Raw genomic sequence first — 24,088 nt, 5'->3', positions numbered from 1 at the left:
GTCTGACAAGCGATTACCCATGACGACTCGTACCCGTATCCTCACCGGCATCACCACCACCGGCACGCCGCACCTGGGCAACTACGCCGGCGCCATCCGCCCGGCGATCCTTGCCAGCCGCGACAGCAATGCCGATTCGTTCTACTTCCTGGCCGACTACCACGCCCTGATCAAATGCGATGACCCGCTGCGCATCCAGCGTTCGCGTCTGGAAATCGCCGCGACCTGGCTGGCCGGTGGCCTGGATGTGGACCGCGTGACGTTCTATCGCCAGTCCGACATCCCGGAAATCCCCGAGCTGACCTGGCTGCTGACTTGCGTCGCCGCCAAGGGCCTGCTTAACCGCGCCCACGCCTACAAGGCCTCGGTGGACAAGAACGTCGAAACCGGCGAAGACCCGGATGCAGGCATCACCATGGGCCTGTACAGCTACCCGGTGCTGATGGCCGCGGACATTCTGATGTTCAACGCCCACAAGGTGCCGGTCGGTCGTGACCAGATCCAGCACGTGGAAATGGCCCGCGACATCGGCCAGCGCTTCAACCACCTGTTTGGCCAGGGCAAAGAATTCTTCACCATGCCTGAAGCGCTGATCGAAGAAAGCGTTGCGACGCTGCCAGGCCTCGACGGTCGCAAGATGTCGAAGAGCTACGACAACACCATCCCGTTGTTCAGCAGCGCCAAAGAGATGAAAGACGCAATCTCGCGGATCGTCACCGACTCCCGCGCACCGGGCGAAGCGAAAGATCCAGACAATTCGCACCTGTTCACCCTGTTCCAGGCCTTCGCCACCCCGGCGCAGTCCGACGAGTTCCGCAGCGAACTGTTGCAGGGCCTGGGTTGGGGCGAGGCGAAGAATCGCCTGTTCCAGCTGCTCGACAGCGAGTTGGGCGAGTCCCGCGAGCGTTATCACCAACTGATCGAACGCCCGGCTGATCTGGAAGATATCCTGCAAATCGGTGCGAAAAAGGCTCGTTCGGTGGCGACACCGTTCCTCCACGAATTGCGTGAAGCGGTCGGCTTGCGTTCTTTCGTCGCCCAGACCCAAGTTGCAGCGACCACCAAAAAGAAAGCCGCGAAAGCCGCGCGTTTTGTCAGCTTCCGTGAAGATGACGGCAGTTTCCGTTTCCGTCTGCTGGCGGCCGATGGCGAGCAACTGCTGCTGTCGCGCAACTTCGCCGACGGTAAAACCGCCGGTCAGGTGACCAAGCAATTGCAAGCGGGCCAGTCTTTGGACGTGCGCAGCGAAGACCTGAGTTTCAGTGTCTGGCTGGAAGGCGAGTGCGTTGCCGATAGCCCGGCCTTCGCCGACAGCGCGGCTCGCGACGTCGCCATCGACGCCCTGCGGATTGCGCTGACACCGGTTCAGGAATAATCAACGGCTCGGTCCGACCAAGGGCCGATTGCCATTCCCACGGGCCGTCGCTACAGTGACGGCCCGTTTTTGTTGCCTTGCTAACGAATTATGACGCCCCTAGAACGATATCAAGCTGATCTGAAACGCCCGGAATTCTTCCATGACGCCGCGCAGGAAACCGCCGTGCGCCATTTGCAGCGCCTGTACGACGATCTGGTCGCAGCCTCGCAGAACAAACCGGGCCTGCTCGGCAAGCTGTTTGGCAAGAAAGAACAGGCGCCGGTCAAGGGCCTGTATTTCTGGGGTGGCGTAGGCCGCGGCAAGACCTACCTGGTCGACACCTTCTTCGAAGCGCTGCCGTTCAAGGAAAAGACCCGCACTCACTTCCACCGCTTCATGAAGCGCGTGCACGAAGAAATGAAGACCCTCGGCGGTGAGAAAAACCCGCTGACCATCATCGCCAAGCGTTTCTCCGACGAGTCGCGAGTAATTTGTTTCGATGAGTTCTTCGTCTCCGACATCACCGACGCGATGATCCTCGGTACGCTGATGGAAGAGCTGTTCAAGAACGGCGTGACCCTGGTCGCGACTTCGAACATCGTGCCGGACGGTCTGTACAAGGACGGCCTGCAACGCGCGCGCTTCCTGCCGGCCATTGCGCTGATCAAGCAGAACACCGAGATCGTCAACGTCGACAGCGGCGTCGATTACCGTCTGCGTCACCTCGAGCAAGCGGAGCTGTTCCACTTCCCGCTCGACGAAGCGTCCCACGAAAGCCTGCGCAAAAGCTTTCGCGCCCTGACGCCGGAATGCACGGCCGCCATCGAAAACGATGTGCTGATGATCGAGAACCGCGAAATCCGCGCCTTGCGCACCTGCGATGACGTGGCCTGGTTCGACTTCCGCGAACTCTGCGACGGCCCGCGCAGCCAGAACGATTACATCGAGCTGGGCAAGATCTTCCACGCCGTGTTGCTCAGCGGTGTCGAGCAGATGAGCGTCACCACCGACGACATCGCCCGACGCTTTATCAACATGGTTGACGAGTTCTACGACCGAAACGTCAAGCTGATCATTTCCGCTGAAGTCGAGCTGAAGGATCTCTACACCGGCGGTCGCCTGAACTTCGAGTTCCAGCGCACCCTCAGCCGTTTGCTGGAAATGCAGTCACACGAATTCCTGTCCCGGGCGCATAAGCCGTAGACATGCGAAAACATAAAAAAGGCCTGCATTGCAGGCCTTTTTTTTCGGATTTTCGACAGGCGCCGCTAATCTGTAGGAGCAAGGCTTGCCCGCGATTGCAGCGATACGGTGTGTCAGGCAAACCGCGTCATCGTTCATCGCCAGCAAGCTGTGCTCCTACAGGGGCGCAGTGGGCTTACGCCGCTTGCTGAAACTGCTGTCGATACTGGTTCGGCGACAACTCAGTGTGCTGGCGGAACAGTCGCGCGAAGAAGCTCGCATCGTCATATCCGACTTCATAACTGATAGTCTTGATGCTTTTGCGACTACCGGACAGCAAGCCCTTTGCCGTTTCAATGCGCAGGCGTTGCAGGTAATGCAGCGGCTTGTCGCCGGTGGCGGTCTGGAAGCGGCGCATGAAGTTGCGGATGCTCATGCCATGCTCGCGCGCCACGTCTTCGAAGCGGAACTTGTCGGCGAAGTGTTCCTCGAGCCAGTGCTGGATCTGCAGGATGATCACGTCCTGGTGCAGCTTCTGCCCGCCGAAACCGATGCGTCCCGGCGAATAGCTGCGCTGCACTTCATAGAGAATGTCGCGGGCTACGGCCTGGGCCACGTTGGCGCCGCAGAAGCGCTCGATCAGGTAGATGTAGAGGTCGCACGCCGAGGTGGTGCCGCCGGCGCAATACAGGTTGTCGGCGTCGGTCAGGTGCTTGTCCTGATTGAGCTGAACCCTCGGGAAACGCTCGGCAAAGGCGTTGAAGAAGCGCCAGTAGGTGGTCGCTTCCTTGCCATCGAGCAGTCCGGCTTCGGCGAGCCAGAACACCCCCGTGGCCTCACCGCAGAGTACCGCACCGCGAGCATGTTGCTGGCGCAGCCAAGGCAGGACCTGTGGATAACGTTGGCAAAGGGTTTCGAAATCGTCCCAGAACGCCGGGAGGATGATGACGTCAGCGTTTTCGAGGCCGCCGTCCACCGGCATGATCACATCGCTGAAGCTGTTCACCGGTTTGCCATCCGGGCTGACCAGCCGCGTTTCGAACGCCGGTGTCAGGCCCTGGCCCAGTTGTTTGCCATAACGCAGACTGGCCAGGTGGAAGAAATCCTTGGCTTGCATGAGGGTGGAAGCGAAAACCCGGTCGATAGCCAGGATGCTGACGCGCCGCAAGGGCGTGGAGACTTGGTTAGACATAATTCAACTTTATTCTTATAGGGGAAAGTGGTCACCGGACGGCTGGATCGTCTTATTTTTTGTCTGATGTGTCCAGTGTCCTGTATCGGACGTGCGGCTTAGTCTCTGAAGGTCAATTCTCTCTAACAATAACGACAGGTGTCGCATGATCCCCAGAACCTTGTTCAGTCCTGAGCACGAACTTTTTCGCGACAGCGTGCGAACGTTCCTCGAGAAAGAGGCCGTGCCGTTTCATGCTCAATGGGAGAAGCAAGGCTATATCGACCGCCAGCTCTGGAACAAGGCAGGGGAGGCGGGGATGCTCTGTTCGCACCTGCCGGAAGAATACGGTGGGCTGGGGGCAGACTTTCTCTACAGCGCGGTGGTGATCGAAGAGGTGGGACGTCTGGGGCTGACCGGCATCGGTTTCTCCCTTCATTCCGACATCGTCGCGCCGTACATCCTGCATTACGGCAGTGAAACGCTGAAACACAAATACCTGCCGAAACTGGTGTCTGGCGAGATGGTCACTGCGATTGCCATGACCGAGCCGGGCGCCGGTTCCGACCTGCAAGGGGTGAAAACCACCGCGGTGCTCGATGGCGACGAATACGTGATCAACGGTTCGAAGACCTTTATCACCAACGGCTATCTCGCGGACCTGGTGATTGTCGTGGCCAAGACCGATCCGAAGGCGGGCGCGAAGGGCACCAGCCTGTTTCTGGTTGAGGCGAACACGCCTGGCTTCGCCAAGGGCAAACGCCTGGAAAAAGTCGGCATGAAGGCACAGGACACGTCGGAGCTGTTTTTCCAGGATGTTCGAGTGCCCAAGGAAAACCTGCTGGGGCAGGCCGGGATGGGGTTTGCGTATCTGATGCAGGAACTGCCGCAGGAGCGTCTGACGGTCGCTGTGGGCGGATTGGCGTCGGCTGAGGCTGCGCTGCAATGGACGCTGGAATATACCCGCGAGCGCAAGGCGTTCGGCAAGGCGATTGCCGACTTCCAGAACACCCGTTTCAAGCTGGCGGAAATGGCCACTGAAATTCAGATTGGCCGGGTCTTCGTCGATCGCTGTCTGGAGTTGCACCTGCAAGGCAAGCTCGATGTGCCGACGGCGGCGATGGCCAAGTATTGGGGCACGGACCTGCAGTGCAAGGTGCTCGACGAGTGCGTGCAGTTGCATGGCGGCTACGGGTTCATGTGGGAATACCCGATCGCCCGGGCGTGGGCGGATGCGCGGGTGCAGCGGATTTATGCCGGCACCAATGAAATCATGAAGGAGATTATTGCGCGGTCGCTTTGATGTGCGGTGACGGTTAGATCGTCATCGCCGGCAAGCCGGTCTCGCTCTCACAGGGTTCTATGTCGATCACACATGTGTGGTTCGACGCAGATCAACTGTGGGAGCGAGCCTGCTCGCGATTGGGTTTATGAATCCATCAAGGTGCCGGATTCGGGTGATCCTTGTGAATCGCCTCAATCCCCGCCAACACTTCATCGGAAAGTTTCAGCTCGAAGCTGGCAATGTTGCTGTCCAGCTGTTCCAGCGTCGTCGCTCCGATGATGTTGCTGGTCACGAACGGCTGCTGCGTCACGAACGCCAGCGCCATTTGCGCCGGGTCCAGGCCGTGCTCACGGGCCAGAGCCACATAACGGCTACACGCTGCTTCCGACTGTGGATTGAAATAGCGGCTGAAGCGGCTGTAGAGGCTCAGGCGACCCTTCGGCGGACGCGCGCCACCTTCGTACTTGCCCGACAGGAAGCCAAACGCCAGCGGCGAATAGGCGAGCAGGCCGCACTGTTCGCGGATGGCGATTTCCGCCAGGCCGACTTCGAAGCTGCGGTTGAGCAGGTTGTACGGGTTCTGGATCGATACAGCGCGCGGCCAGCCACGGGCTTCGGCCAGCGCCAGGAAACGCATGGTGCCCCACGGCGTTTCGTTGGACAGGCCGATGTGGCGGATCTTGCCAGCCTTGACCTGCTCGTCCAGTGCTTCGAGGGTGTCCTCCAGCGGCGTCAGGTTGGCTTCGATTTTGTGTTTGTAACCCAGTTGACCGAAGAAGTTGGTGCTGCGCTCCGGCCAGTGCAACTGATAGAGATCGATGTAATCGGTTTGCAGGCGTTTCAGGCTCGCATCCACCGCTTCAGTAATGTGCTGGCGGTTGTGGCGCAGGTTTTTGTCGCGGATGTAGTCGATGGTGTTGCCGGGGCCGGCGATCTTGCTGGCCAGGATCCAGTCGGCACGATCGCCGCGGCTTTTGAAGTAATTGCCGATGTAGCGCTCGGTGGTGGCATAGGTATCGGCCTTTGGCGGTACCGGGTACATCTCGGCGGTGTCGATGAAATTGATCCCGGCGCTTTTGGCCCGTTCAATCTGTGCGAAGGCTTCAGCCTCGCTGTTTTGCTCGCCCCAGGTCATGGTTCCGAGGCAGATGGCGCTCACGTTCAGATTGGTTCGGCCTAGCTGTCGATAGTCCATCGGGTGCTCCTTGGGCAAAACAATCATAAAAGCAGGTTGAAATATTTTTCGCAATCTGCATAATTGCGCACCTCTTTCTGCAGTGGAAGTGATGCGCCGCCGCCGAAGAATCTTGCCGTTGAACGGACGCGCCGACCCGAGCCCCCGAAAGCGTCTGTATCCGGCTGCCTTTGACTTGTCAAAGTACGCACTATTCAGTAAGATCCGCCGTCTAATTTACAGGGCGGCCCCTGAGGCTATAAAGAATGAAAACTTTTACTGCTAAACCGGAAACAGTACAGCGCGACTGGTTTGTCGTCGACGCTGCAGGTCAGACCCTGGGTCGTCTGGCCACCGAAATCGCGAGCCGTCTGCGTGGCAAGCATAAAGCTGAGTACACTCCTCACGTTGACACCGGCGATTACATCGTTGTTATCAATGCCGAGCAGATTCGTGTAACCGGTGCTAAAACCACCGACAAAATCTACTACTCCCACTCCGGTTTCCCGGGCGGCATCAAGTCGATCAACTTCGAAAAGCTGATCGCTAAAGCCCCTGAGCGCGTGATCGAGACCGCGGTCAAAGGCATGCTGCCTAAGAACCCGCTGGGTCGCGACATGTATCGTAAGCTGAAAGTCTATGCGGGCGCTGTACACCCTCATACTGCTCAGCAGCCCCAAGAACTGAAGTTTTAACGGAATAGTTCATTATGTCGGCGACTCAAAATTACGGCACTGGCCGTCGCAAGACCGCAACCGCACGCGTTTTCCTGCGTCCGGGTACTGGTAACATCTCCATCAACAACCGTTCGCTGGATAATTTCTTCGGCCGCGAAACTGCCCGCATGGTAGTTCGTCAGCCGCTGGAATTGACTGAGACTGTCGAGAAGTTCGACATCTACGTCACCGTGATCGGCGGTGGTGTAAGTGGTCAAGCTGGCGCAATCCGCCACGGTATCACTCGCGCACTGATGCAGTACGACGAAACCCTGCGTGGCGCTCTGCGCAAAGCTGGCTTCGTTACTCGCGATGCTCGTGAAGTTGAACGTAAGAAAGTCGGTCTGCGTAAAGCGCGTAAGCGTCCGCAGTACTCGAAGCGTTAATTCGCTTTCACGTTCAAAAAGAACGCCCAGTTTCCTCACGGAGCTGGGCGTTTTTTTATGCGTGCGATTTATCAAAGAATTGCTCTGTGACAACTTGCCACAGCCGTAGAGCCCCTATACTGCAAGGCTTGGCAGTGGAGCCCTTCGGTAATTACCTTGTCAGAATTGGGGCTTTTCATTACCATTCGGCAAAATTTTTATAAGTACATAGTTTTACTTAGTAGATGCCTGATTTAACAGGCCACAAAGCTGATGGGAGAGGACTGAATGAGCAATGACGGCGTGAATGCAGGCCGGCGTCGCTTCTTGGTAGCAGCCACATCCGTGGTGGGTGCTGCAGGAGCGGTGGGGGCTGCGGTCCCGTTCGTGGGGTCATGGTTTCCCAGTGCCAAGGCGAAAGCCGCAGGTGCACCGGTGAAAGTGAATGTCAGCAAAATCGAGCCAGGCCAGCAGATGATTGCTGAGTGGCGCGGTCAGCCGGTGTTCATCGTCCGCCGTACCGAGGAAATCCTGGGGAATCTGAAAAAGATCGAGGGCCAGTTGTCTGACCCGACCTCCAAGAACTCGACTCAACCGACTTATGTCGACCCGGAAACGCGTTCGATCAAGCCAGAGGTTCTGCTGCTGATCGGTATCTGCACACACCTCGGTTGCTCGCCGACCTTCCGTCCAGAAGTGGCACCTGCGGATCTGGGCAAGGATTGGGTAGGTGGTTATTTCTGCCCTTGCCACGGTTCCCACTACGATTTGGCTGGCCGCGTCTACAAGTCGCAACCCGCGCCTTTGAACCTGCCAGTTCCCCCGCATTCCTATGAGACCGATGACATCATTGTCGTTGGCGTCGATACGGAGAAAGCGTGATGAGCAAGTTCATGGATTGGGTTGATGCGCGCTTTCCCGCGACCAAAATGTGGGAAGACCATCTCAGCAAGTACTACGCCCCGAAGAACTTCAACTTCTTCTATTTCTTTGGCTCCCTGGCACTGCTCGTTCTGGTCAACCAGATCGTCACCGGTGTCTGGCTGACCATGAGCTACACCCCGTCGGCGGAAGAAGCATTCGCCTCCGTCGAATACATCATGCGTGACGTCGAGTACGGCTCGATCCTGCGTCTGCTGCACTCCACCGGCGCTTCGGCGTTCTTCATCGTGGTCTATCTGCACATGTTCCGTGGCTTGCTCTACGGTTCGTACCAGAAACCACGTGAGCTGGTGTGGGTCTTTGGCATGCTGATCTACCTGGCACTGATGGCGGAAGCCTTCATGGGTTACCTGCTTCCGTGGGGCCAGATGTCCTACTGGGGGGCCCAGGTGATCATCTCGCTGTTCGGTGCGATCCCGGTCATCGGTAACGACCTGACCCAGTGGATCCGTGGTGACTACCTGATTTCCGGTATTACCCTGAACCGCTTCTTCGCCTTGCACGTGGTTGCCCTGCCGATAGTGATCCTCGGTTTGGTGGTGTTGCACGTTCTGGCGCTGCACGAAGTCGGCTCGAACAACCCGGACGGCGTGGACATCAAGAAATACAAAGACGAAAACGGCGTACCGCTGGACGGCATTGCCTTCCATCCGTACTACACCGTGAAAGATATCGTCGGCGTGGTGGTGTTCCTGTTTATCTTCTGCTCGATCGTGTTCTTCTTCCCGGAAATGGGCGGCTACTTCCTTGAGAAGCCGAACTTTGAAGTGGCGAACGCGTTCAAGACGCCAGAGCACATCGCTCCGGTTTGGTACTTCACCCCGTTCTACGCGATTCTGCGGGCGGTTCCGGACAAGCTCCTGGGCGTTATCGCCATGGGCGCGGCCATCGCTGTGCTGTTCGTCCTACCATGGCTGGACCGTAGTCCGGTCAAGTCGATGCGCTACAAGGGCTGGTTGAGCAAGATCTGGCTCTGGGTGTTCTGCATTTCGTTCGTGATTCTGGGCGTGCTGGGCGTTCTGGCGCCGACTCCAGGCCGTACGCTGCTGTCGCAGGTGTGTACCTTCCTGTACTTCGCCTACTTCATTCTGATGCCGTTCTACACCAGGCTCGAGAAGACCAAACCGGTTCCGGAAAGGGTGACTGGCTGATGAAAAAGCTATTTGCTGTACTGATTCTTGCTGTTTTGCCTGTACTGTCCTTCGCGGCTGAACACGGTGGTCCCGAGCTGGAAAAGGTCGACATCGACGTTTCCGACAAGGCGGCCATGCAAGACGGCGCGCGTACGTTCGCCAACTACTGCATGGGTTGCCACAGTGCCAAGTTCCAGCGCTACGAGCGTGTTGCCGATGATCTGGGCATTCCTCACGATCTGATGCTGTCGAAGCTGGTGTTCACGGGTGCCAAGATCGGCGACCACATGAACATCGGCATGCAGCCGGCTGACGCCAAGACCTGGTTCGGTGCTGCGCCGCCTGACCTGACCCTGGTGGCTCGTGTTCGTGGTACCGACTGGCTCTACGGTTACCTGAAGTCGTTCTACGAAGATCCGTCGCGTCCTTGGGGTGTGAACAACAAGGTCTTCCCGAACGTGGGCATGCCGAACGTCCTGGTAGGCCTGCAAGGTCGCCAGGTCGTAGGTTGCAAACAGGTGCAGATCGTCGAAGACGGCAAGAAGCAATATGATCCGCTGACCGGTACCGCGCTGACTCATGAAGCGTGCGATCAGCTGACCATCGTGCCGAAGAGCGGTGCTCTGACCGAAGAGCAGTTCGATGAGAAGGTCAAGAATCTGGTAACCTTCCTCGCTTACTCGGCTAACCCGGTTAAGCTGCAGCATCAGCGCATTGGTACCTACGTCTTGCTGTACCTGGCGTTCTTCTTCGTATTCGCCTACTTGCTCAAGCGCGAATACTGGAAAGATGTGCACTGATAAAGATTCAAGCAATTGCTGTTAATCGCGCGCGCCCAAGGGCGTCTCTGAAGGTGTAACGAGCCTGGTGATCCAGGCGTTACGGGAGGCGCCCTCTGGGCGCGCGCGCTTTTCCGCTTCCGATAATTTCAACAAGCGAGGAGGACCGCCATGGGCGTGACCAATCGGTTGGCCTGTTACTCCGACCCCGCCGACCACTATTCCCACCGAGTGCGCATCGTACTTGCAGAGAAGGGTGTCAGCGCCGAGATCATTTACGTGGAAGCTGGCCGCCAGCCGCCTAAACTGATTGAGGTGAACCCTTACGGAAGCCTGCCCACCCTGGTCGATCGTGACCTGGCGCTGTGGGAGTCGACCGTGGTGATGGAATATCTGGATGAGCGTTACCCGCATCCGCCTCTGCTGCCGGTTTATCCAGTGGCGCGTGCCAACAGCCGTCTGCTGATTCATCGTATTCAGCGTGACTGGTGTGGCCTGGTGGATCTGATCCTGGATTCTCGGACCAAGGAAGCTGCCCGTGTCGTCGCTCGTAAAGAGCTGCGCGAAAGCCTGACTGGCGTGTCGCCGTTGTTTGCCGACAAGCCGTTTTTCCTCAGCGAGGAACAAAGTCTGGTGGATTGCTGCCTACTGCCAATACTCTGGCGCTTGCCGATTCTGGGTATTGAACTGCCGCGGCCTGCCAAGCCGCTGCTTGATTATATGGAGCGCTCGTTTGCGCGTGAGGCTTTCCAGGCGAGTCTGTCTGGTGTCGAACGCGATATGCGCTAAGGCTTAAGGAGCCGCTATGAACTCCAGTCGACCTTATCTGGTCCGCGCGCTCTACGAGTGGATTGTGGACAACGATTGCACCCCGCACATGCTGGTCAATTCCGAATATCCGTCGGTGCAGGTGCCACAAGGTTTCGCCAGTGACGGACAGATTGTCCTGAACGTATCGCCGGCCGCCGTGCGTCATTTGCACATGGACAACGAAGCGGTCAGCTTCGAAGGGCGCTTCGGTGGCGTGCCGCACACCCTGTACGTGCCTATCGCATCGATCCTGGGCATTTACGCCCGGGAGAACGGTCAGGGCATGGTGTTCGATCTGGAATCGCCTATGGAAGACGATGAAGAGATCGAGCCGGATGATGATCTTCCGCCACCGGACAGTGAGCCGCCGCGTCCCAGCGGTCGACCCAGTTTGAAAGTGGTGAAATAAAAAAAGGGTGATCCGCAAGGATCACCCTTTTTTATTTCATGTAGGAGCCAGGCTTGCCGGCGAAGGCGTCCTGGAAATCGCCTTCGCCGGCAAGCCTGGCTCCTACAGGAGGATGTGTCAGTCGATGTACTCAAACAACTTCACAATCTTCTGCACCCCGGAAACACCCTGCACCAGATTGGTCGCCTGAGCCGCTTCCTGTTTGGTCAGCAGGCCCAGCAAGTAAACGATGCCATTTTCAGTGACAACCTTGATGCGCGAGCCCGGGATGTTCTTGTCGGTGAGCATCTGGGTCTTGATCTTGGAGGTCAGCCAGGTGTCGTTCTGGCGGGCAAGGAAGCCGGAAGGTGGCAGCACTTGCAGTTCGTTGTGCACCGTCTTCACGCGCTGGACGGCGGCGGCGGCCTGTTCGGCCTTGGCCTTGAGATCCGCGCGTGGGGTTTGGCCGGCGAGCAGCACGACACCGTTGAAGCTGGTGACGACGATGTGCGAATCGTTGTCCAGGGCCGGATCGGCCTTGGCGATGTTCACGCCGACCTTGGTGTCGATCAGAGAGTCGTCGATCTTGCTGCCTAAGGTACGCGTGCCGCGGTCATCATCGATCGGCGCTTCACGGCTGGCGTTAACCACCGAGGTGCAGCCGCTGATGCCAAGGCACAGGGTCAAGGCCAGAAGGCCTAGGCGATTAGGGGTCATTCTTCACTCCCGAACAGTTGGCTGTCGATCAAGTCGCAAAGGCAATGGATCGCCAGCAGGTGGACTTCCTGAATACGTGCGGTGACGTTGGCCGGTACGCGAATCTCGACGTCCTCGGGCAACAGCAGCGACGCCATGCCGCCGCCATCGCGACCGGTCAATGCTACGACAATCATTTCGCGATCATGTGCGGCCTGGATGGCTTGAATTATGTTTGCCGAGTTGCCGCTGGTGGAAATCGCCAGCAATACGTCGCCCGGCTGGCCGAGCGCGCGGATTTGCTTGGAGAAGATTTCGTTGTAGCTGTAGTCGTTGGCGATCGAGGTGATCGTCGAGCTGTCGGTGGTCAATGCGATGGCCGGCAGGCTCGGGCGCTCGCGTTCGAAGCGGTTGAGCAACTCGGACGAGAAATGCTGGGCGTCACCGGCAGAACCGCCGTTGCCGCAGGAAAGCATTTTGCCTTCGTTGAGCAGGGCGTTGACCATCACTTGGCTGGCTTGCTCGATGTGCGGTGCAAGTACGTCCATCGCCATTTGCTTGGTGTCGATACTGGCCTGAAAAAGCTGGCGAATTCGGGATTGCATGTCCATCTGTGTGACCTTAATTAGCGCGGCTACTCGGCACATGAATGTGCAGCCCGCAAAGCAAAGAGCAAAATTGTTGGGTGAAAGTGTCCGTTTCGGGACGCACGCGATCAGCTGTCGAAGGCATTCTGCAGCCAGTTCAACTGATCGTGGTTGCTGTCGATGGCGACCACGTCGAAACGGCAAGGGGAATTGGCCCAACGCGACTCGCGCTGAAGAAAATACTGCGCGGCAAAAATCAGTTTCTGCCGTTTGCGCTCATCGATGCTATCGAGCGCGCCACCCCATTGAGTGTTTTTTCTGTAGCGAACTTCAACGAATACTACTGTATCGCCATCAAGCATGACCAGATCAAGCTCGCCGCGTTTACACAACCAGTTCTGCGCCAGCAGGCGCAGACCTTGTTGTTGAAGATGCTCGAGCGCATGGCGCTCGGCATCTTTACCGCTTTGCTGGCGTGACCTGTCAGGCATCAGCGCGGGGTGTCCGGCAGGCGTTGAACCTGGCCGCTGACGAACTGGGCCCATGGCAACTGACGCACCACGCGTTGGTTCTGCGTCATGCCCAGACTACCCGATTGACCTTCGATGCGGCTGTCCGGCAACGCCTTGAGTTGCCCCAGGCGTGGTGCCAGACGATAGGCATCGACGCCCATCGCATACAGACGACCCAGGCTGCCGCCGGCTTGTGGCCATTGTGCTGTCACTTGTTTGCGCAGTGGATCGTTGGCATCCAGCAGCCATGGGGTTTCGCAAAAGCGAATGCCGTTCATGTCGTTGTACTGGTTGACGTCGCCGCTGGCGCTGAACACGTGGGACGTGGCGTAAACCGGCACATCACCGGCGTACTGGAAGTTCAGGGTCGGTTTGATCTGCTGGGCTTGCTGAGGTGTAGCGGCCAGGAAGATGAACTCGATGTCCTGGCGGCGCGACGGCTGGGCGGCTACCTGCGAGCCAACAGTGCTTTGCAGGCTCTTGGCGCGGCCTTCGCTCTGGCGCAGCTGGAACATGTCGGCAATCTGCTGGGCCAGTTGCACCGGTTGGTCTACGCGTTCGGTGGCAACGATGCTACCGCCGTTGGCTTGCCAATCCTGGCTGAATGCTCTGAGTACGCGATCGCCCCATTCGCCTTTCGGCACCATGATGGCGGCGCGATGCAGGCCGTCGGCGCGTGCGCGGCGGGACACTTCGCGGGCTTCGTCTTCAGCGGCAAGACCGAACTGGAACAGCTGCGCCGGGCCTTGTTCGCCTTCGCTGTAATTCAGCGCCAGGGTGGTGATCGGCAGTTGTGGGCGAGCGCTGAGCTGTTTGACCAGCGGCTTTTCCAGTGGCCCGACGACCAGTTGCACGCCATCGGCCTGGGCCTTGCGATAGAACTCGTCGAGGGAGGTCAGGCGCGAGCTGTCATAGAACTCGATGGCTGGCGGCTTCTGACCGGCTTGTTGAGCCTGGTAATGAGCCGCCATGAAACCTTCACGAAGCGCTTTGCCGACCGATGCCAGCGGGCCGTCTTGCGGCAGCAGCAGGGCGATCTTGCTCAGGGGCTGGCTGGCCAGTTCCTTGAGTTTGGTCAGTGGCAGCGGCAGCTGGACGGCGGCCGGGTGTTTAGGGTTCTGGGCGCGCCAGTTATCGATCGCGGCTTGCTGCTGCTCCAGGGTGCCAGCGGTTTTCACGGCCAGCGCCAGGCCCATCCAGCCACCGAGGTCGTCGTTGGTGGTCGGCTGCAGTTGATCGGTCGGCAGCGAGGCGATCAGGGTCCAGATCGCTTCGTGGTTTTTGCTTGCCGCTTCACCGCTCAGCATCGGCGCGATGAAAATACGCTCCCGTGCGGCGGCGAGGGTCTGGCCATCGGCCTCGAGGGCGCGGGCATGCACGGTGCCGGTGCGAACCTGTTGTTCGACAGGCAATTCGCCCAGGCGCTGCAGGCTCGGGTGGCTCAAGGCAGTCAGCGCTGCTTTCGGCTGATTGCGCACCATGGCCAGTTCAGCCGCCAGGGTGCTGGCGAACACCTGTTGGCCAGGCTTGAGTTGTTCGACCGGCACTTGTTGCAGGATTTGCGCGGACTGGCCGGCATTGCCCTGGCGATAAGCCAGGTCTGCCGCACTCAGGCGAAGCAGCGCAGCTTGCTCCGGCGTTTTGCTTTTGGCGGCCTGATCGAGCAGTTGCTCGATGCTGGCATCCGGGGTCCGTGGAAGTTCGCCAAGGCTGGAAGAGGGCGAGCTGGCGCAAGCCGCCAGCAAGGCAGCGAGGCAGAGGGCAGTGAACAGCCGCAGGCAAGCGATCATGTAGTGTTCCTGATACTCGATCAAATTAGCGTGGAATTGTACCCAAGCGCTGGCCGGGGCGCGATGTTGCTGGCGTGAATCGATCAATTTAGCTCGTACAAATGTTGCAGCACCGCACAAATGCCTGAAAAAACCGGGCTTGCTTGCGCGTATCGAAAACATCGCTACGCGCTACAATGGCGGCTTTTACCGATCATGAGGTGTGCGCTTTGACTGCTCCAGGTGCTTTGAATTCCGCTGCTGGCTCGCTTTATGTGGTGGCGACGCCCATCGGCAACCTGGACGACATCAGTGCGCGTGCGCTGAAGATCCTGCGCGAAGTGGCATTGATCGCCGCCGAAGACACGCGTCACTCCCAGCGATTGATGCAGCACTTCGGCATTCCCACGCCGCTGGCGGCCTGCCATGAACACAACGAGCGGGATGAAGGTAGCCGCTTTATTACCCGCCTGCTCGCCGGCGACGATGTGGCGCTGATCTCCGATGCCGGGACGCCGCTGATTTCCGATCCGGGTTATCACCTGGTGCGTCAGGCTCGCGCGGCGGGAATCAACGTGGTGCCGGTTCCGGGCGCCTGTGCATTGGTCGCGGCGCTGTCGGCGGCGGGCCTGCCGTCAGACCGTTTCATCTTCGAAGGCTTCCTGCCGGCCAAGGCTGTCGGTCGTCGTGCTCGTCTTGAGCTGGTTAAAGAAGAGCCGCGCACGCTGATTTTCTACGAAGCCCCGCACCGCATCCTTGAATGCCTGCAGGACATGGAGCTGGTATTTGGTGGCGAGCGTCCGGCGTTGCTGGCGCGGGAGCTGACCAAAACCTTCGAAACCCTGAAAGGCCTGCCATTGGCCGAGCTGCGGGAGTTTGTCGAGTCGGACAGCAATCAGCAGCGCGGTGAGTGCGTGGTGTTGGTCGCGGGCTGGTCCGCCCCCGAAACCGAGGACGCCGTCAGCAGTGAAGCCATGCGCATCCTCAACCTGTTGCTCGAAGAGATGCCGCTCAAGCGTGCCGCCGCATTGGCGGCGCAAATAACCGGCGAGCGCAAGAATGTTCTGTATCAGGTCGCGCTGGATAAACAGAAGGGCGAGTAAAACCCGACGTGCTGGAGTGGCTGCAGGCGTTTATCGCTTGTTCTTCGGCCGCTCTGCCGTTAACCTTCGCGGCGGAGAGTCGATCGGACAGTCGCTGCCCTCTATGAAAATTAGGGGGGGGAGGAAAGTCCGGGCTCCATAGGGCGAAGTGCCAGGTAATGCCTGGGAGGCGTGAGCCTACGGAAAGTGCCACAGAAAATAACCGCCTAAGCGCTTCGGCGCCGGTAAGGGTGAAAAGGTGCGGTAAGAGCGCACCGCACGTCTGGCAACAGTTCGTGGCTAGGTAAACCCCACTTGGAGCAAGACCAAATAGGGTCCCAAGGCGTGGCCCGCGCTGGGACCGGGTAGGTTGCTAAAGATGTCCAGTGATGGCCATCGTAGACGAATGACTGTTCAAGACAGAACCCGGCTTACAGATCGACTCTCCACCTTTTTCCCTCCCTGTTTGAATGATTGAGCAGGGCGCTCGTAATGGCAGTTTCCCTCCTTGCACAATCCATCGCATATCCTCTTTTGTAATACCGAAAAAATCTTACTCTTAACAAACTACTTTAACTTCTGAACGCAGCCTTCAGTGCTGATTCAAGTTATTGGACAGATTCATCCGCCAGATTCTCGTTGCCTCTCCTAATACGCTCCTAAATCTCAGTTCTGTAAGGGTTTTCCTTTAATCCGCGCCTTGACGGTGCGGTGGCCGCATTCCTATAGTGTGCGCAAGTGGCGGAAAGTGGCATGAAGTGGGTTTTTTGAACGCAAAACGCTAATATTTGGAGAAGCGCTGTCGTGTTTCGCGGAGCTAACGCTATCAGTCTCGACGCAAAGGGCCGTCTCGCCATGCCGAGCCGGTACCGTGACGAGCTCGTTTCGCGTAGTTCCGGGCAGTTAATCGTCACAATTGATGCCGTTGATCCGTGTTTGTGTGTTTACCCCCTCGATGAGTGGGAAATTATTGAAACCAAACTGCGCGCACTGCCTTCGCTTCGCGAAGAGAACCGCCGCCTGCAACGTTTGCTGATTGGTAATGCCGTCGACCTCGAGCTCGATGGCAGTGGTCGTTTTCTGGTTCCGCCGCGTCTTCGTGAATATGCCCGATTGGACAAGCGCGCGATGCTGGTAGGCCAACTGAACAAGTTCCAATTGTGGGACGAGGATGCCTGGGATGCGGTTTCTGCCGCTGACCTGGCTGCTATTCAACAACCGGGCGCCATGCCTGATGAACTGCGTGATTTGATCCTGTGACTATTGATAGCGGCTTTAACCACATCACCGTACTGCTTGACGAAGCCGTCGAGGCTCTCGCCGTACGTCCTGATGGCTGCTATCTGGACGGCACGTTCGGGCGCGGCGGGCACAGCCGGTTGATCCTCAGCCAGCTCGGTCCGGAGGGTCGGTTGCTCGGATTCGACAAGGATCCTCAAGCGATTGCCACCGGGCAGACGCTAGCGGCCGAAGACGGCCGCTTTGTCGTTGTGCAGCGCAGCTTTGCCGAGCTCGGTTCGGAAGTGGCCGAACGCGGTCTGGCCGGCAAGGTCAGCGGCGTTTTGCTCGACCTGGGCGTGTCCTCGCCGCAGCTCGACGACCCTGAGCGCGGCTTCAGTTTCCTCAACGATGGCCCGCTCGACATGCGCATGGACCCGTCCCGCGGGATCAGCGCTGCCGAGTTCGTCAACACCGCGCCGGTGGAAGAAATCGCCCGGGTGTTCAAGGAATACGGCGAAGAACGTTTCTCCGGCCGCATGGCCCGTGCCGTGGCCGAGCGTCGCGACATCAAGCCGTTCGAGCGCACCGGCGACCTGGCTGAAGTTCTGAAGGTCGCCAACCCGGCGTGGGAAAAGGGCAAGAACCCGGCGACCCGTGCGTTCCAGGGCCTGCGCATCCACGTCAACAATGAACTGGGCGATCTGGAAGCCGGTCTCGAAGCCGCGCTGGAATGCCTGGAAATCGGCGGCCGTCTGGTGGTCATCAGCTTCCATTCGCTGGAAGACCGCATCGTCAAACTGTTCATGCGCAAGCTGGTGAAAGGCGAAGCCGACAACCTGCCGCGCAACCTGCCGGTACGTCACGTCGCCTTCGAACCGAAAATCAAAGTCCATGGCAAAGCGCAGTCCGCCTCCGAGGCCGAACTCAAAGCCAACCCACGTTCCCGTAGCGCCGTCATGCGCGTCGCGGAGAAGCTGCGGTGAGCAAGCTTTTCGCCAAGCCACTGCCCGGCGGAAGCTTTTTCATGCTGCTGCTGTTCGTTGGCGTGCTCGTGTCGGCCATCGGCGTGTCGTACAGCGCCCACTGGAACCGTCAGCTGTTGAACTCGCTGTACAACGAGTTGAGCGTGCGCGACAAGGCGCAGGCGGAATGGGGTCGGTTGATTCTCGAGCAGAGCACCTGGACCGCGCACAGCCGTATCGAAGTCCTGGCCACCGAACAACTGAAGATGCACATCCCTGGCGCGGCTGACGTGCAGATGGTGGCGCCATGATGAAACTCGAAGGCGCAATGTTCCCATGGCGGTTTCGTCTGGTGGTAGGTTTGCTCGGCGTCATGGTCGCGGCGATTTGCTGGCGCATCATTGACCTGCAAGTGGTCGACCGTGCCTTCCTGAAAGGTCAGGGCGATGCACGCAGCGTTCGTCACATCCCGATTCCGGCTCACCGTGGTCTGATCACCGACCGTAACGGCGAGCCTTTGGCCGTCAGTACACCGGTCACCACCCTGTGGGCCAACGCCAAGGAAATGCAGCTGGCCAAAGAGAAGTGGCCTGCACTGGCGGCCGCGTTGGGTCAGGATCCGAAAGCCCTGGCCGAACGCCTCGAAGCCCAGGCCAACAAAGAATTCATTTATCTGGTGCGCGGGCTGACGCCTGAGCAAGGCCAGTCCGTGCTCGACCTGAAAGTACCGGGCGTTTACGGCATCGAAGAATTCCGCCGTTTTTACCCGGCTGGCGAAGTGACGGCGCACATGGTCGGCTTTACCGACATCGATGACCACGGCCGTGAAGGCGTCGAACTGGCTTATGACGAATGGCTCGCCGGTGTCGCCGGCAAGCGACAGGTCATCAAGGACCGGCGCGGTCGACTTATCAAAGATGTTCAGGTGACCAAAAACGCCAAGGCCGGCAAGCCCTTGGCGTTGTCCATTGACCTGCGTCTGCAATACCTGGCCAACCGCGAGCTGCGCAACGCGATCATCGAGAACGGCGCCAAGGCCGGCAGCCTAGTGATCATGGATGTGAAGACCGGCGAGATCCTCGCCATGGTCAACCAGCCGACCTACAACCCGAACAACCGTCGCAACCTGCAGCCGGCGATGATGCGTAACCGCGCGATGATCGACGTGTTCGAACCGGGTTCGACGATGAAAGCCATCTCCATGAGCGCCGCGATCGAAACCGGCCGCTGGAAACCGACCGACACCGTCGAGGTGTATCCAGGCTCCTTGCAGATTGGCAAGTACACCATCAAGGATGTCTCCAAGACCGAAGGTCCGGTGCTCGACCTGACCGGCATTCTGATCAACTCCAGTAACGTCGGCATGAGTAAGGTCGCGTTCGATATCGGCGGCGAAACCATTTTCCGTCTGGCACAGAAAGTCGGCCTCGGCCAGGACACCGGTCTCGGCTTCCCGGGCGAGCGCGTGGGCAACCTGCCGAACTACCGCGAATGGCGCAAGGCTGAAACCGCGACGCTGTCCTACGGCTACGGTATTTCCGTGACCGCGATCCAGCTGGTCCACGCCTTCTCGGCCCTGGCCAACAACGGTCGCCTCGCGCCACTGACCCTGATCAAGACCGACAAGGCGCCGCAAACCACGCAAGTGCTGCCGGAAGCGGTCGCGAAAACCATGCAGACCATGCTGCAACAAGTGATCGAAGCCCCGCGCGGTGTATTCCGTGCGCAGGTGCCGGCGTATCACGTCGGCGGCAAGTCCGGTACCGCACGTAAAACGTCGGTCGGCACCAAAGGCTATGCCGAGAATTCCTACCGCTCGCTGTTCGCCGGCTTCGGCCCGATGAGCGATCCGCGTTACGCCATCGTGGTGGTGATCGATGAACCGACCAAGGCCGGTTACTTCGGTGGCCTGGTATCGGCGCCGGTGTTCAGCAAAGTGATGTCCGGGACCTTGCGCCTGATGAACGTCACGCCGGACAACCTGCCACCCGTTCAACAGGCGAACGCAACACCGGTCGTTCCGCTGAAAGCCAATGGAGGGCGCGGCTGATGTCTCTGAGTCTGAACAAGATTTTCGCCCACGCAGGCCGCGATCTGTTGATCCGTGAATTGGCACTGGACAGCCGCAATGTGCGGGCAGGCGACCTGTTTCTCGCCGTCCCCGGTGGTAAGTTCGACGGTCGCGCGCACATCACCGACGCCTTGCAGCGCGGTGCAGCGGCCGTGGCTTATGAAGTCGAAGACGCAACTGTATTGCCAATCACCGATGTGCCGATGATTCCGGTCAAAGGCCTGGCGGCGCAGCTGTCGGACATCGCCGGGCGTTTTTACGGTGACCCGAGCCGCCACCTGAATCTGGTCGGCGTGACCGGCACCAACGGCAAAACCAGTGTGACCCAGCTGGTTGCCCAAGCGCTGGATCTACTCGGTCAACACTGTGGCATCGTCGGCACACTGGGTTCCGGTTTCTACGGCGCGCTGGAAAGCGGTGTGCACACCACACCGAACCCGATCGCAGTGCAAGCGACCCTGGCTGACCTGAAAAAGGCCGGCGCCAAAGCCGTGGCCATGGAAGTGTCGTCCCACGGTCTGGATCAGGGGCGCGTCACCGCGTTGGCGTTCGATGTGGCGGTGATGACCAATCTGTCCCGCGATCATCTGGATTACCACGGCACCATGGAGGCCTACGGCGAAGCCAAGGCCAAGCTGTTTGCCTGGAACGACCTGAAATGCCGGGTGGTTAACCTCGACGACGATTTCGGCCGGCAACTGGCCGCCGAAAAACGTGAATCGCGCTTGATCACCTACAGCCTGCTCGACAGCAGCGCCTACCTGTTTTGCCGCGAAGCGCAGTTCGACGACGAAGGTGCGCGCGCCACGCTGGTCACGCCGCAGGGCGAACACCATCTGCGCAGCACCTTGCTCGGTCGTTTCAATCTGAGCAACGTGTTGGCGGCGGTCGGCGCCTTGCTCGGTCTGGACTATGCGCTGGACGAAATCCTCAAGGTCCTGCCAAAACTCGAAGGCCCCGCCGGACGCATGCAGCGCCTGGGCGGTGGCACTCAGCCGTTGGTGGTGGTCGATTACGCCCACACCCCGGATGCGCTGGAAAAAGTATTGATGGCCCTGCGTCCACACGCCAAAGGCCGGCTGCTGTGCCTGTTCGGTTGCGGTGGTGATCGCGATCGCGGCAAGCGTCCGCTGATGGCGGAAGTGGTCGAGCGTCTGGCCGATGGCGTGCTGGTCACCGATGACAACCCGCGCACCGAAGACCCGGCCGTGATCTTCGATGACATCCGCGCCGGTTTCACCGATGTGGACAAAGTTACCTTCGTCGCCGGTCGTGGTCAGGCGATTGCACAATTGATCGCCAGCGCTTCGGTGGATGACGTGATTGTCCTGGCCGGTAAAGGTCACGAGGACTATCAGGAAATCAACGGCCAGCGCCACGACTTCTCTGATCTGGTCGAAGCGGATCACGCGTTGACCGCGTGGGAGGTGGCCCATGCTTAAGCACCTGAAACTGAGCGAACTGACCGGCGCGCTGAATGGCCGATTGATCGTCGCCGATGCCACGTTCGATGGCGTCAGCATCGACAGCCGTGCGATCAAACCGGGCCAACTGTTTATTGCCCTGACCGGTCCGCGCTTCGACGGTCATGATTATCTGAACGACGTGGCCAGCAAAGGCGCCGTCGGTGCCCTGGTCGAGCGCGAAGTCGCCGACAGCGCGCTGCCGCAATTGCTGGTCAAGGACACCCGTCAGGCGCTGGGTCAACTGGGCGCGATGAATCGTGCGGCGTTTGCCCATCCGGTGGCGGCCATCACCGGTTCCAGCGGCAAGACCACGGTCAAGGAAATGCTCGCGAGCATCCTGCGCACGCGCGGTCCGGTGTTGGCGACCCGTGGCAACCTGAACAATGACCTCGGCGTGCCGCTGACCTTGCTCGAACTCGCGCCCGAACACACCGCGGCCGTGATCGAACTGGGTGCTTCGCGTCTTGGCGAAATCGCCTACACCGTCGGCATGACCAAACCCCATGTGGCCGTGCTCAACAACGCCGGAACCGCCCACGTCGGCGAGTTCGGCGGGCCGGAAAAAATCGTTGAAGCCAAGGGCGAGATTATTGAAGGGCTGGCGGCCGATGGCGTCGCTGTGCTCAATCTTGACGACAAGGCATTCGAGATCTGGAAGACCCGCGCCGCCGGTCGCAAAGTCCTGACCTTCGCCCTGAGCAACGTCAGCGCCGACTTCTATGCCAGCGATCTGGACCGCGACGCTCGCGGTTGCCCGGCCTTCAACCTGCACAGTCCTGAAGGCGTGGAGCGCGTTCAACTGAACCTGCTCGGCACCCATAACGTTGCCAACGCCATGGCCGCCGCTGCTGCCGCGCATGCCCTGGGCGTGTCGCTGTTCGGTATCGCCACCGGCCTCGGCGCGGTGCAGCCGGTCAAGGGACGCACCGTCGCGCAACTGGCCACCAACGGCATGCGCGTGATCGATGACACCTACAACGCGAACCCCACCTCCATGTGCGCTGCCGTTGATATACTCGCCGGCTTTTCCGGTCGCACCGTTCTGGTGCTCGGGGATATCGGCGAGTTGGGCGATTGGGCGGAGCAGGGGCACCGCGACGTGGGCGAGTACGCCCGTGGCAGGGTTTCCGCACTTTATGCGGTCGGGCCAATGATGACCCACGCCGTGAAGGCTTTCGGTGAGCAGGCTTTTCACTTCAGTACCCAAGCTGAATTGATCAAGGCCCTCGGCGCCGAGCAAGACACAAACACCACCATTTTGATCAAGGGCTCGCGCAGCGCTGCGATGGAAAACATCGTCGCCGCTTTGTGCGGGTCCAGCCTGGAGAAACATTGATGCTGCTGCTGTTAGCGGAGTACCTGCAACAGTTCTACAAAGGCTTCGCGGTCTTCCAGTACCTGACCCTGCGCGGGATTCTTGGTGTGTTGACCGCGCTGGTCCTGTCGCTGTGCTACGGCCCGTGGATGATCCGCACGTTGCAGAACCGTCAGATCGGTCAGTCCGTTCGTAATGACGGCCCGCAATCGCACCTGTCCAAATCCGGTACGCCGACCATGGGCGGCGCGCTGATCCTGTCGTCGATCGGTGTCAGCACTTTGCTTTGGGCTGACCTGAGCAACCGCTATGTGTGGACCGTGTTGCTGGTCACGTTGCTGTTCGGTGCCATCGGCTGGGTCGATGACTATCGCAAGGTCATCGAGAAAAACTCCAAAGGCCTGCCGAGCCGCTGGAAGTACTTCTGGCAATCGGTGTTCGGCCTCGGCGCAGCGATCTTCCTTTATATGACCGCTGCGACGCCGGTCGAAACTACCCTGATCCTGCCGATGCTCAAGGACTACAGCATTCCGCTGGGTGCTGGCTTCATCGTCCTGACCTATTTCGTGATCGTCGGCTCGAGCAACGCGGTCAACCTGACCGACGGCCTCGACGGCCTGGCGATCATGCCGACCGTGATGGTCGGCGGTGGCCTGGGCATTTTCTGCTACCTGTCGGGTAACGTGAAATTCGCGGAATACCTGCTGATCCCGTACGTACCGGGCGCAGGCGAACTGATCGTGTTCTGCGGTGCGCTGATCGGTGCGGGCCTTGGTTTCCTCTGGTTCAACACCTATCCGGCACAAGTCTTCATGGGCGACGTTGGCGCACTGGCGCTGGGCGCAGCCCTGGGCACCATCGCGGTGATCGTCCGTCAGGAAATCGTCCTGTTCATCATGGGCGGTGTGTTCGTGATGGAAACCCTGTCGGTGGTCATTCAGGTTGCTTCTTTCAAGCTGACCGGTCGCCGCGTGTTCCGCATGGCGCCGATTCACCACCACTTTGAACTCAAGGGCTGGCCCGAGCCGCGCGTGATTGTCCGTTTCTGGATCATCACCGTGATTCTCGTGCTGGTTGGCCTTGCCACCCTGAAGCTGAGGTAGAA

General features: G+C 59.4%; 24 protein-coding genes and 1 other RNA gene. 19 read left to right on the top strand and 6 right to left on the bottom strand.

The genetic code is table 11. The annotated features are described in order from the left end of the window. Positions 1 to 19: 19 nt before the first annotated feature. Entirely contained in the window at positions 20 to 1,375 is a 1,356-nt protein-coding gene (locus tag KJF94_RS21480; protein ID WP_214378580.1) for a tryptophan--tRNA ligase, read from the top strand. A gap of 90 nt (positions 1,376 to 1,465) precedes the next feature. After that, the gene (zapE, locus tag KJF94_RS21475; RefSeq protein ID WP_084320460.1) at positions 1,466 to 2,560 is read left to right on the top strand and encodes a cell division protein ZapE; all 1,095 of its coding nucleotides are present in this window, start codon (positions 1,466 to 1,468) and stop codon (positions 2,558 to 2,560) included. A gap of 175 nt (positions 2,561 to 2,735) precedes the next feature. Here zapE and KJF94_RS21470 read toward each other — a convergent pair whose 3' ends face one another. After that, the gene (locus KJF94_RS21470) at positions 2,736 to 3,632 is read right to left on the bottom strand and encodes a GlxA family transcriptional regulator (RefSeq protein WP_214384927.1); all 897 of its coding nucleotides are present in this window, start codon (positions 3,630 to 3,632) and stop codon (positions 2,736 to 2,738) included. Positions 3,633 to 3,876: 244 nt separating this feature from the next. Between KJF94_RS21470 and KJF94_RS21465 the strand changes: the two genes are divergently transcribed. Next, on the top strand, positions 3,877 to 5,013 hold the full coding sequence (locus tag KJF94_RS21465) for an acyl-CoA dehydrogenase family protein (RefSeq protein WP_084320466.1): 1,137 nt from the start codon (positions 3,877 to 3,879) through the stop codon (positions 5,011 to 5,013). A 136-nt stretch (positions 5,014 to 5,149) separates the two neighbouring features. Here KJF94_RS21465 and KJF94_RS21460 read toward each other — a convergent pair whose 3' ends face one another. Next, positions 5,150 to 6,190, bottom strand: a complete 1,041-nt coding sequence (locus KJF94_RS21460) for an NADP(H)-dependent aldo-keto reductase (protein ID WP_017340698.1) — start codon at positions 6,188 to 6,190, stop codon at positions 5,150 to 5,152. 245 nt (positions 6,191 to 6,435) lie between these two features. On the opposite strand from KJF94_RS21460, the gene rplM reads away from it, so the two are divergent. From rplM to KJF94_RS21425, 7 genes are all read left to right on the top strand, one after another. After that, positions 6,436 to 6,864, top strand: coding sequence for a 50S ribosomal protein L13 (gene rplM, locus KJF94_RS21455; protein ID WP_007905295.1), 429 nt, complete (start codon positions 6,436 to 6,438; stop codon positions 6,862 to 6,864). Between the two features lie 14 nt (positions 6,865 to 6,878). Then, positions 6,879 to 7,271, top strand: coding sequence for a 30S ribosomal protein S9 (gene rpsI / locus KJF94_RS21450; protein WP_002555064.1), 393 nt, complete (start codon positions 6,879 to 6,881; stop codon positions 7,269 to 7,271). A gap of 267 nt (positions 7,272 to 7,538) precedes the next feature. Continuing rightward, on the top strand, positions 7,539 to 8,132 hold the full coding sequence (petA, locus tag KJF94_RS21445) for a ubiquinol-cytochrome c reductase iron-sulfur subunit (RefSeq protein WP_008060255.1): 594 nt from the start codon (positions 7,539 to 7,541) through the stop codon (positions 8,130 to 8,132). Then, a complete protein-coding gene (locus KJF94_RS21440) occupies positions 8,132 to 9,343 on the top strand; it encodes a cytochrome b (RefSeq protein WP_007943720.1) in 1,212 nt (403 codons plus the stop codon). Before petA ends, KJF94_RS21440 begins: the two co-directional genes overlap by 1 nt. Beyond that, on the top strand, positions 9,343 to 10,125 hold the full coding sequence (locus tag KJF94_RS21435; protein WP_214378578.1) for a cytochrome c1: 783 nt from the start codon (positions 9,343 to 9,345) through the stop codon (positions 10,123 to 10,125). Before KJF94_RS21440 ends, KJF94_RS21435 begins: the two co-directional genes overlap by 1 nt. Positions 10,126 to 10,275: 150 nt before the next feature. Continuing rightward, positions 10,276 to 10,893 carry a glutathione S-transferase N-terminal domain-containing protein gene (locus tag KJF94_RS21430; RefSeq protein WP_007905304.1) on the top strand — a complete coding sequence of 206 codons (618 nt, stop codon included), beginning with the start codon at positions 10,276 to 10,278 and terminating at the stop codon, positions 10,891 to 10,893. 16 nt (positions 10,894 to 10,909) lie between these two features. After that, the gene (locus KJF94_RS21425; protein WP_214378576.1) at positions 10,910 to 11,323 is read left to right on the top strand and encodes a ClpXP protease specificity-enhancing factor; all 414 of its coding nucleotides are present in this window, start codon (positions 10,910 to 10,912) and stop codon (positions 11,321 to 11,323) included. Positions 11,324 to 11,440: 117 nt separating this feature from the next. Here the strand turns inward: KJF94_RS21425 and KJF94_RS21420 are convergent, their stop codons facing one another. The 4 genes from KJF94_RS21420 to KJF94_RS21405 form a co-directional block, all read right to left on the bottom strand. After that, complete coding sequence (locus tag KJF94_RS21420) at positions 11,441 to 12,019, bottom strand: BON domain-containing protein (RefSeq protein WP_214378574.1); 579 nt, start codon at positions 12,017 to 12,019, stop codon at positions 11,441 to 11,443. Then, entirely contained in the window at positions 12,016 to 12,609 is a 594-nt protein-coding gene (locus KJF94_RS21415) for a phosphoheptose isomerase (RefSeq protein WP_008025961.1), read from the bottom strand. Before KJF94_RS21415 ends, KJF94_RS21420 begins: the two co-directional genes overlap by 4 nt. A 104-nt stretch (positions 12,610 to 12,713) precedes the next feature. Beyond that, positions 12,714 to 13,076 carry a YraN family protein gene (locus KJF94_RS21410; protein ID WP_214378572.1) on the bottom strand — a complete coding sequence of 121 codons (363 nt, stop codon included), beginning with the start codon at positions 13,074 to 13,076 and terminating at the stop codon, positions 12,714 to 12,716. Then, entirely contained in the window at positions 13,076 to 14,887 is a 1,812-nt protein-coding gene (locus KJF94_RS21405) for a penicillin-binding protein activator (RefSeq protein ID WP_214378570.1), read from the bottom strand. The genes KJF94_RS21410 and KJF94_RS21405 overlap by 1 nt, the downstream gene beginning before the upstream one ends. 176 nt (positions 14,888 to 15,063) lie before the next feature. Here KJF94_RS21405 and rsmI point away from each other — a divergent pair, with 176 nt between their 5' ends. The 9 genes from rsmI to mraY all read left to right on the top strand — a co-directional run bounded on the left by rsmI (position 15,064) and on the right by mraY (position 24,086). Continuing rightward, complete coding sequence (rsmI, locus tag KJF94_RS21400; RefSeq protein ID WP_214378568.1) at positions 15,064 to 15,969, top strand: 16S rRNA (cytidine(1402)-2'-O)-methyltransferase; 906 nt, start codon at positions 15,064 to 15,066, stop codon at positions 15,967 to 15,969. Between the two features lie 75 nt (positions 15,970 to 16,044). Further along, positions 16,045 to 16,398, top strand: an RNA gene (gene rnpB / locus KJF94_RS21395) — RNase P RNA component class A. 354 nt (positions 16,399 to 16,752) lie between these two features. Beyond that, the gene (mraZ, locus tag KJF94_RS21390; RefSeq protein WP_008025967.1) at positions 16,753 to 17,208 is read left to right on the top strand and encodes a division/cell wall cluster transcriptional repressor MraZ; all 456 of its coding nucleotides are present in this window, start codon (positions 16,753 to 16,755) and stop codon (positions 17,206 to 17,208) included. Continuing rightward, positions 17,205 to 18,152 carry a 16S rRNA (cytosine(1402)-N(4))-methyltransferase RsmH gene (gene rsmH / locus KJF94_RS21385; RefSeq protein WP_084320472.1) on the top strand — a complete coding sequence of 316 codons (948 nt, stop codon included), beginning with the start codon at positions 17,205 to 17,207 and terminating at the stop codon, positions 18,150 to 18,152. Before mraZ ends, rsmH begins: the two co-directional genes overlap by 4 nt. After that, positions 18,149 to 18,442, top strand: a complete 294-nt coding sequence (ftsL, locus tag KJF94_RS21380; RefSeq protein ID WP_032828607.1) for a cell division protein FtsL — start codon at positions 18,149 to 18,151, stop codon at positions 18,440 to 18,442. The genes rsmH and ftsL overlap by 4 nt, the downstream gene beginning before the upstream one ends. Beyond that, positions 18,442 to 20,181, top strand: coding sequence for a peptidoglycan D,D-transpeptidase FtsI family protein (locus tag KJF94_RS21375; protein WP_214384926.1), 1,740 nt, complete (start codon positions 18,442 to 18,444; stop codon positions 20,179 to 20,181). The genes ftsL and KJF94_RS21375 overlap by 1 nt, the downstream gene beginning before the upstream one ends. Beyond that, positions 20,181 to 21,644 (top strand): UDP-N-acetylmuramoyl-L-alanyl-D-glutamate--2,6-diaminopimelate ligase, encoded by a 1,464-nt coding sequence (locus tag KJF94_RS21370; RefSeq protein WP_214378566.1) that lies wholly within the window; start codon positions 20,181 to 20,183, stop codon positions 21,642 to 21,644. The genes KJF94_RS21375 and KJF94_RS21370 overlap by 1 nt, the downstream gene beginning before the upstream one ends. After that, on the top strand, positions 21,637 to 23,004 hold the full coding sequence (locus KJF94_RS21365) for a UDP-N-acetylmuramoyl-tripeptide--D-alanyl-D-alanine ligase (protein ID WP_214378564.1): 1,368 nt from the start codon (positions 21,637 to 21,639) through the stop codon (positions 23,002 to 23,004). The genes KJF94_RS21370 and KJF94_RS21365 overlap by 8 nt, the downstream gene beginning before the upstream one ends. Next, positions 23,004 to 24,086, top strand: coding sequence for a phospho-N-acetylmuramoyl-pentapeptide-transferase (mraY, locus tag KJF94_RS21360; RefSeq protein ID WP_008037292.1), 1,083 nt, complete (start codon positions 23,004 to 23,006; stop codon positions 24,084 to 24,086). Before KJF94_RS21365 ends, mraY begins: the two co-directional genes overlap by 1 nt. The last annotated feature ends 2 nt before the right edge of the window (positions 24,087 to 24,088 follow it).

It is taken from the genome of Pseudomonas hormoni, from assembly GCF_018502625.1.
Taxonomy (GTDB): domain Bacteria; phylum Pseudomonadota; class Gammaproteobacteria; order Pseudomonadales; family Pseudomonadaceae; genus Aquipseudomonas; species Aquipseudomonas hormoni.
This window is presented reverse-complemented; position numbering and strand designations above follow the sequence as displayed.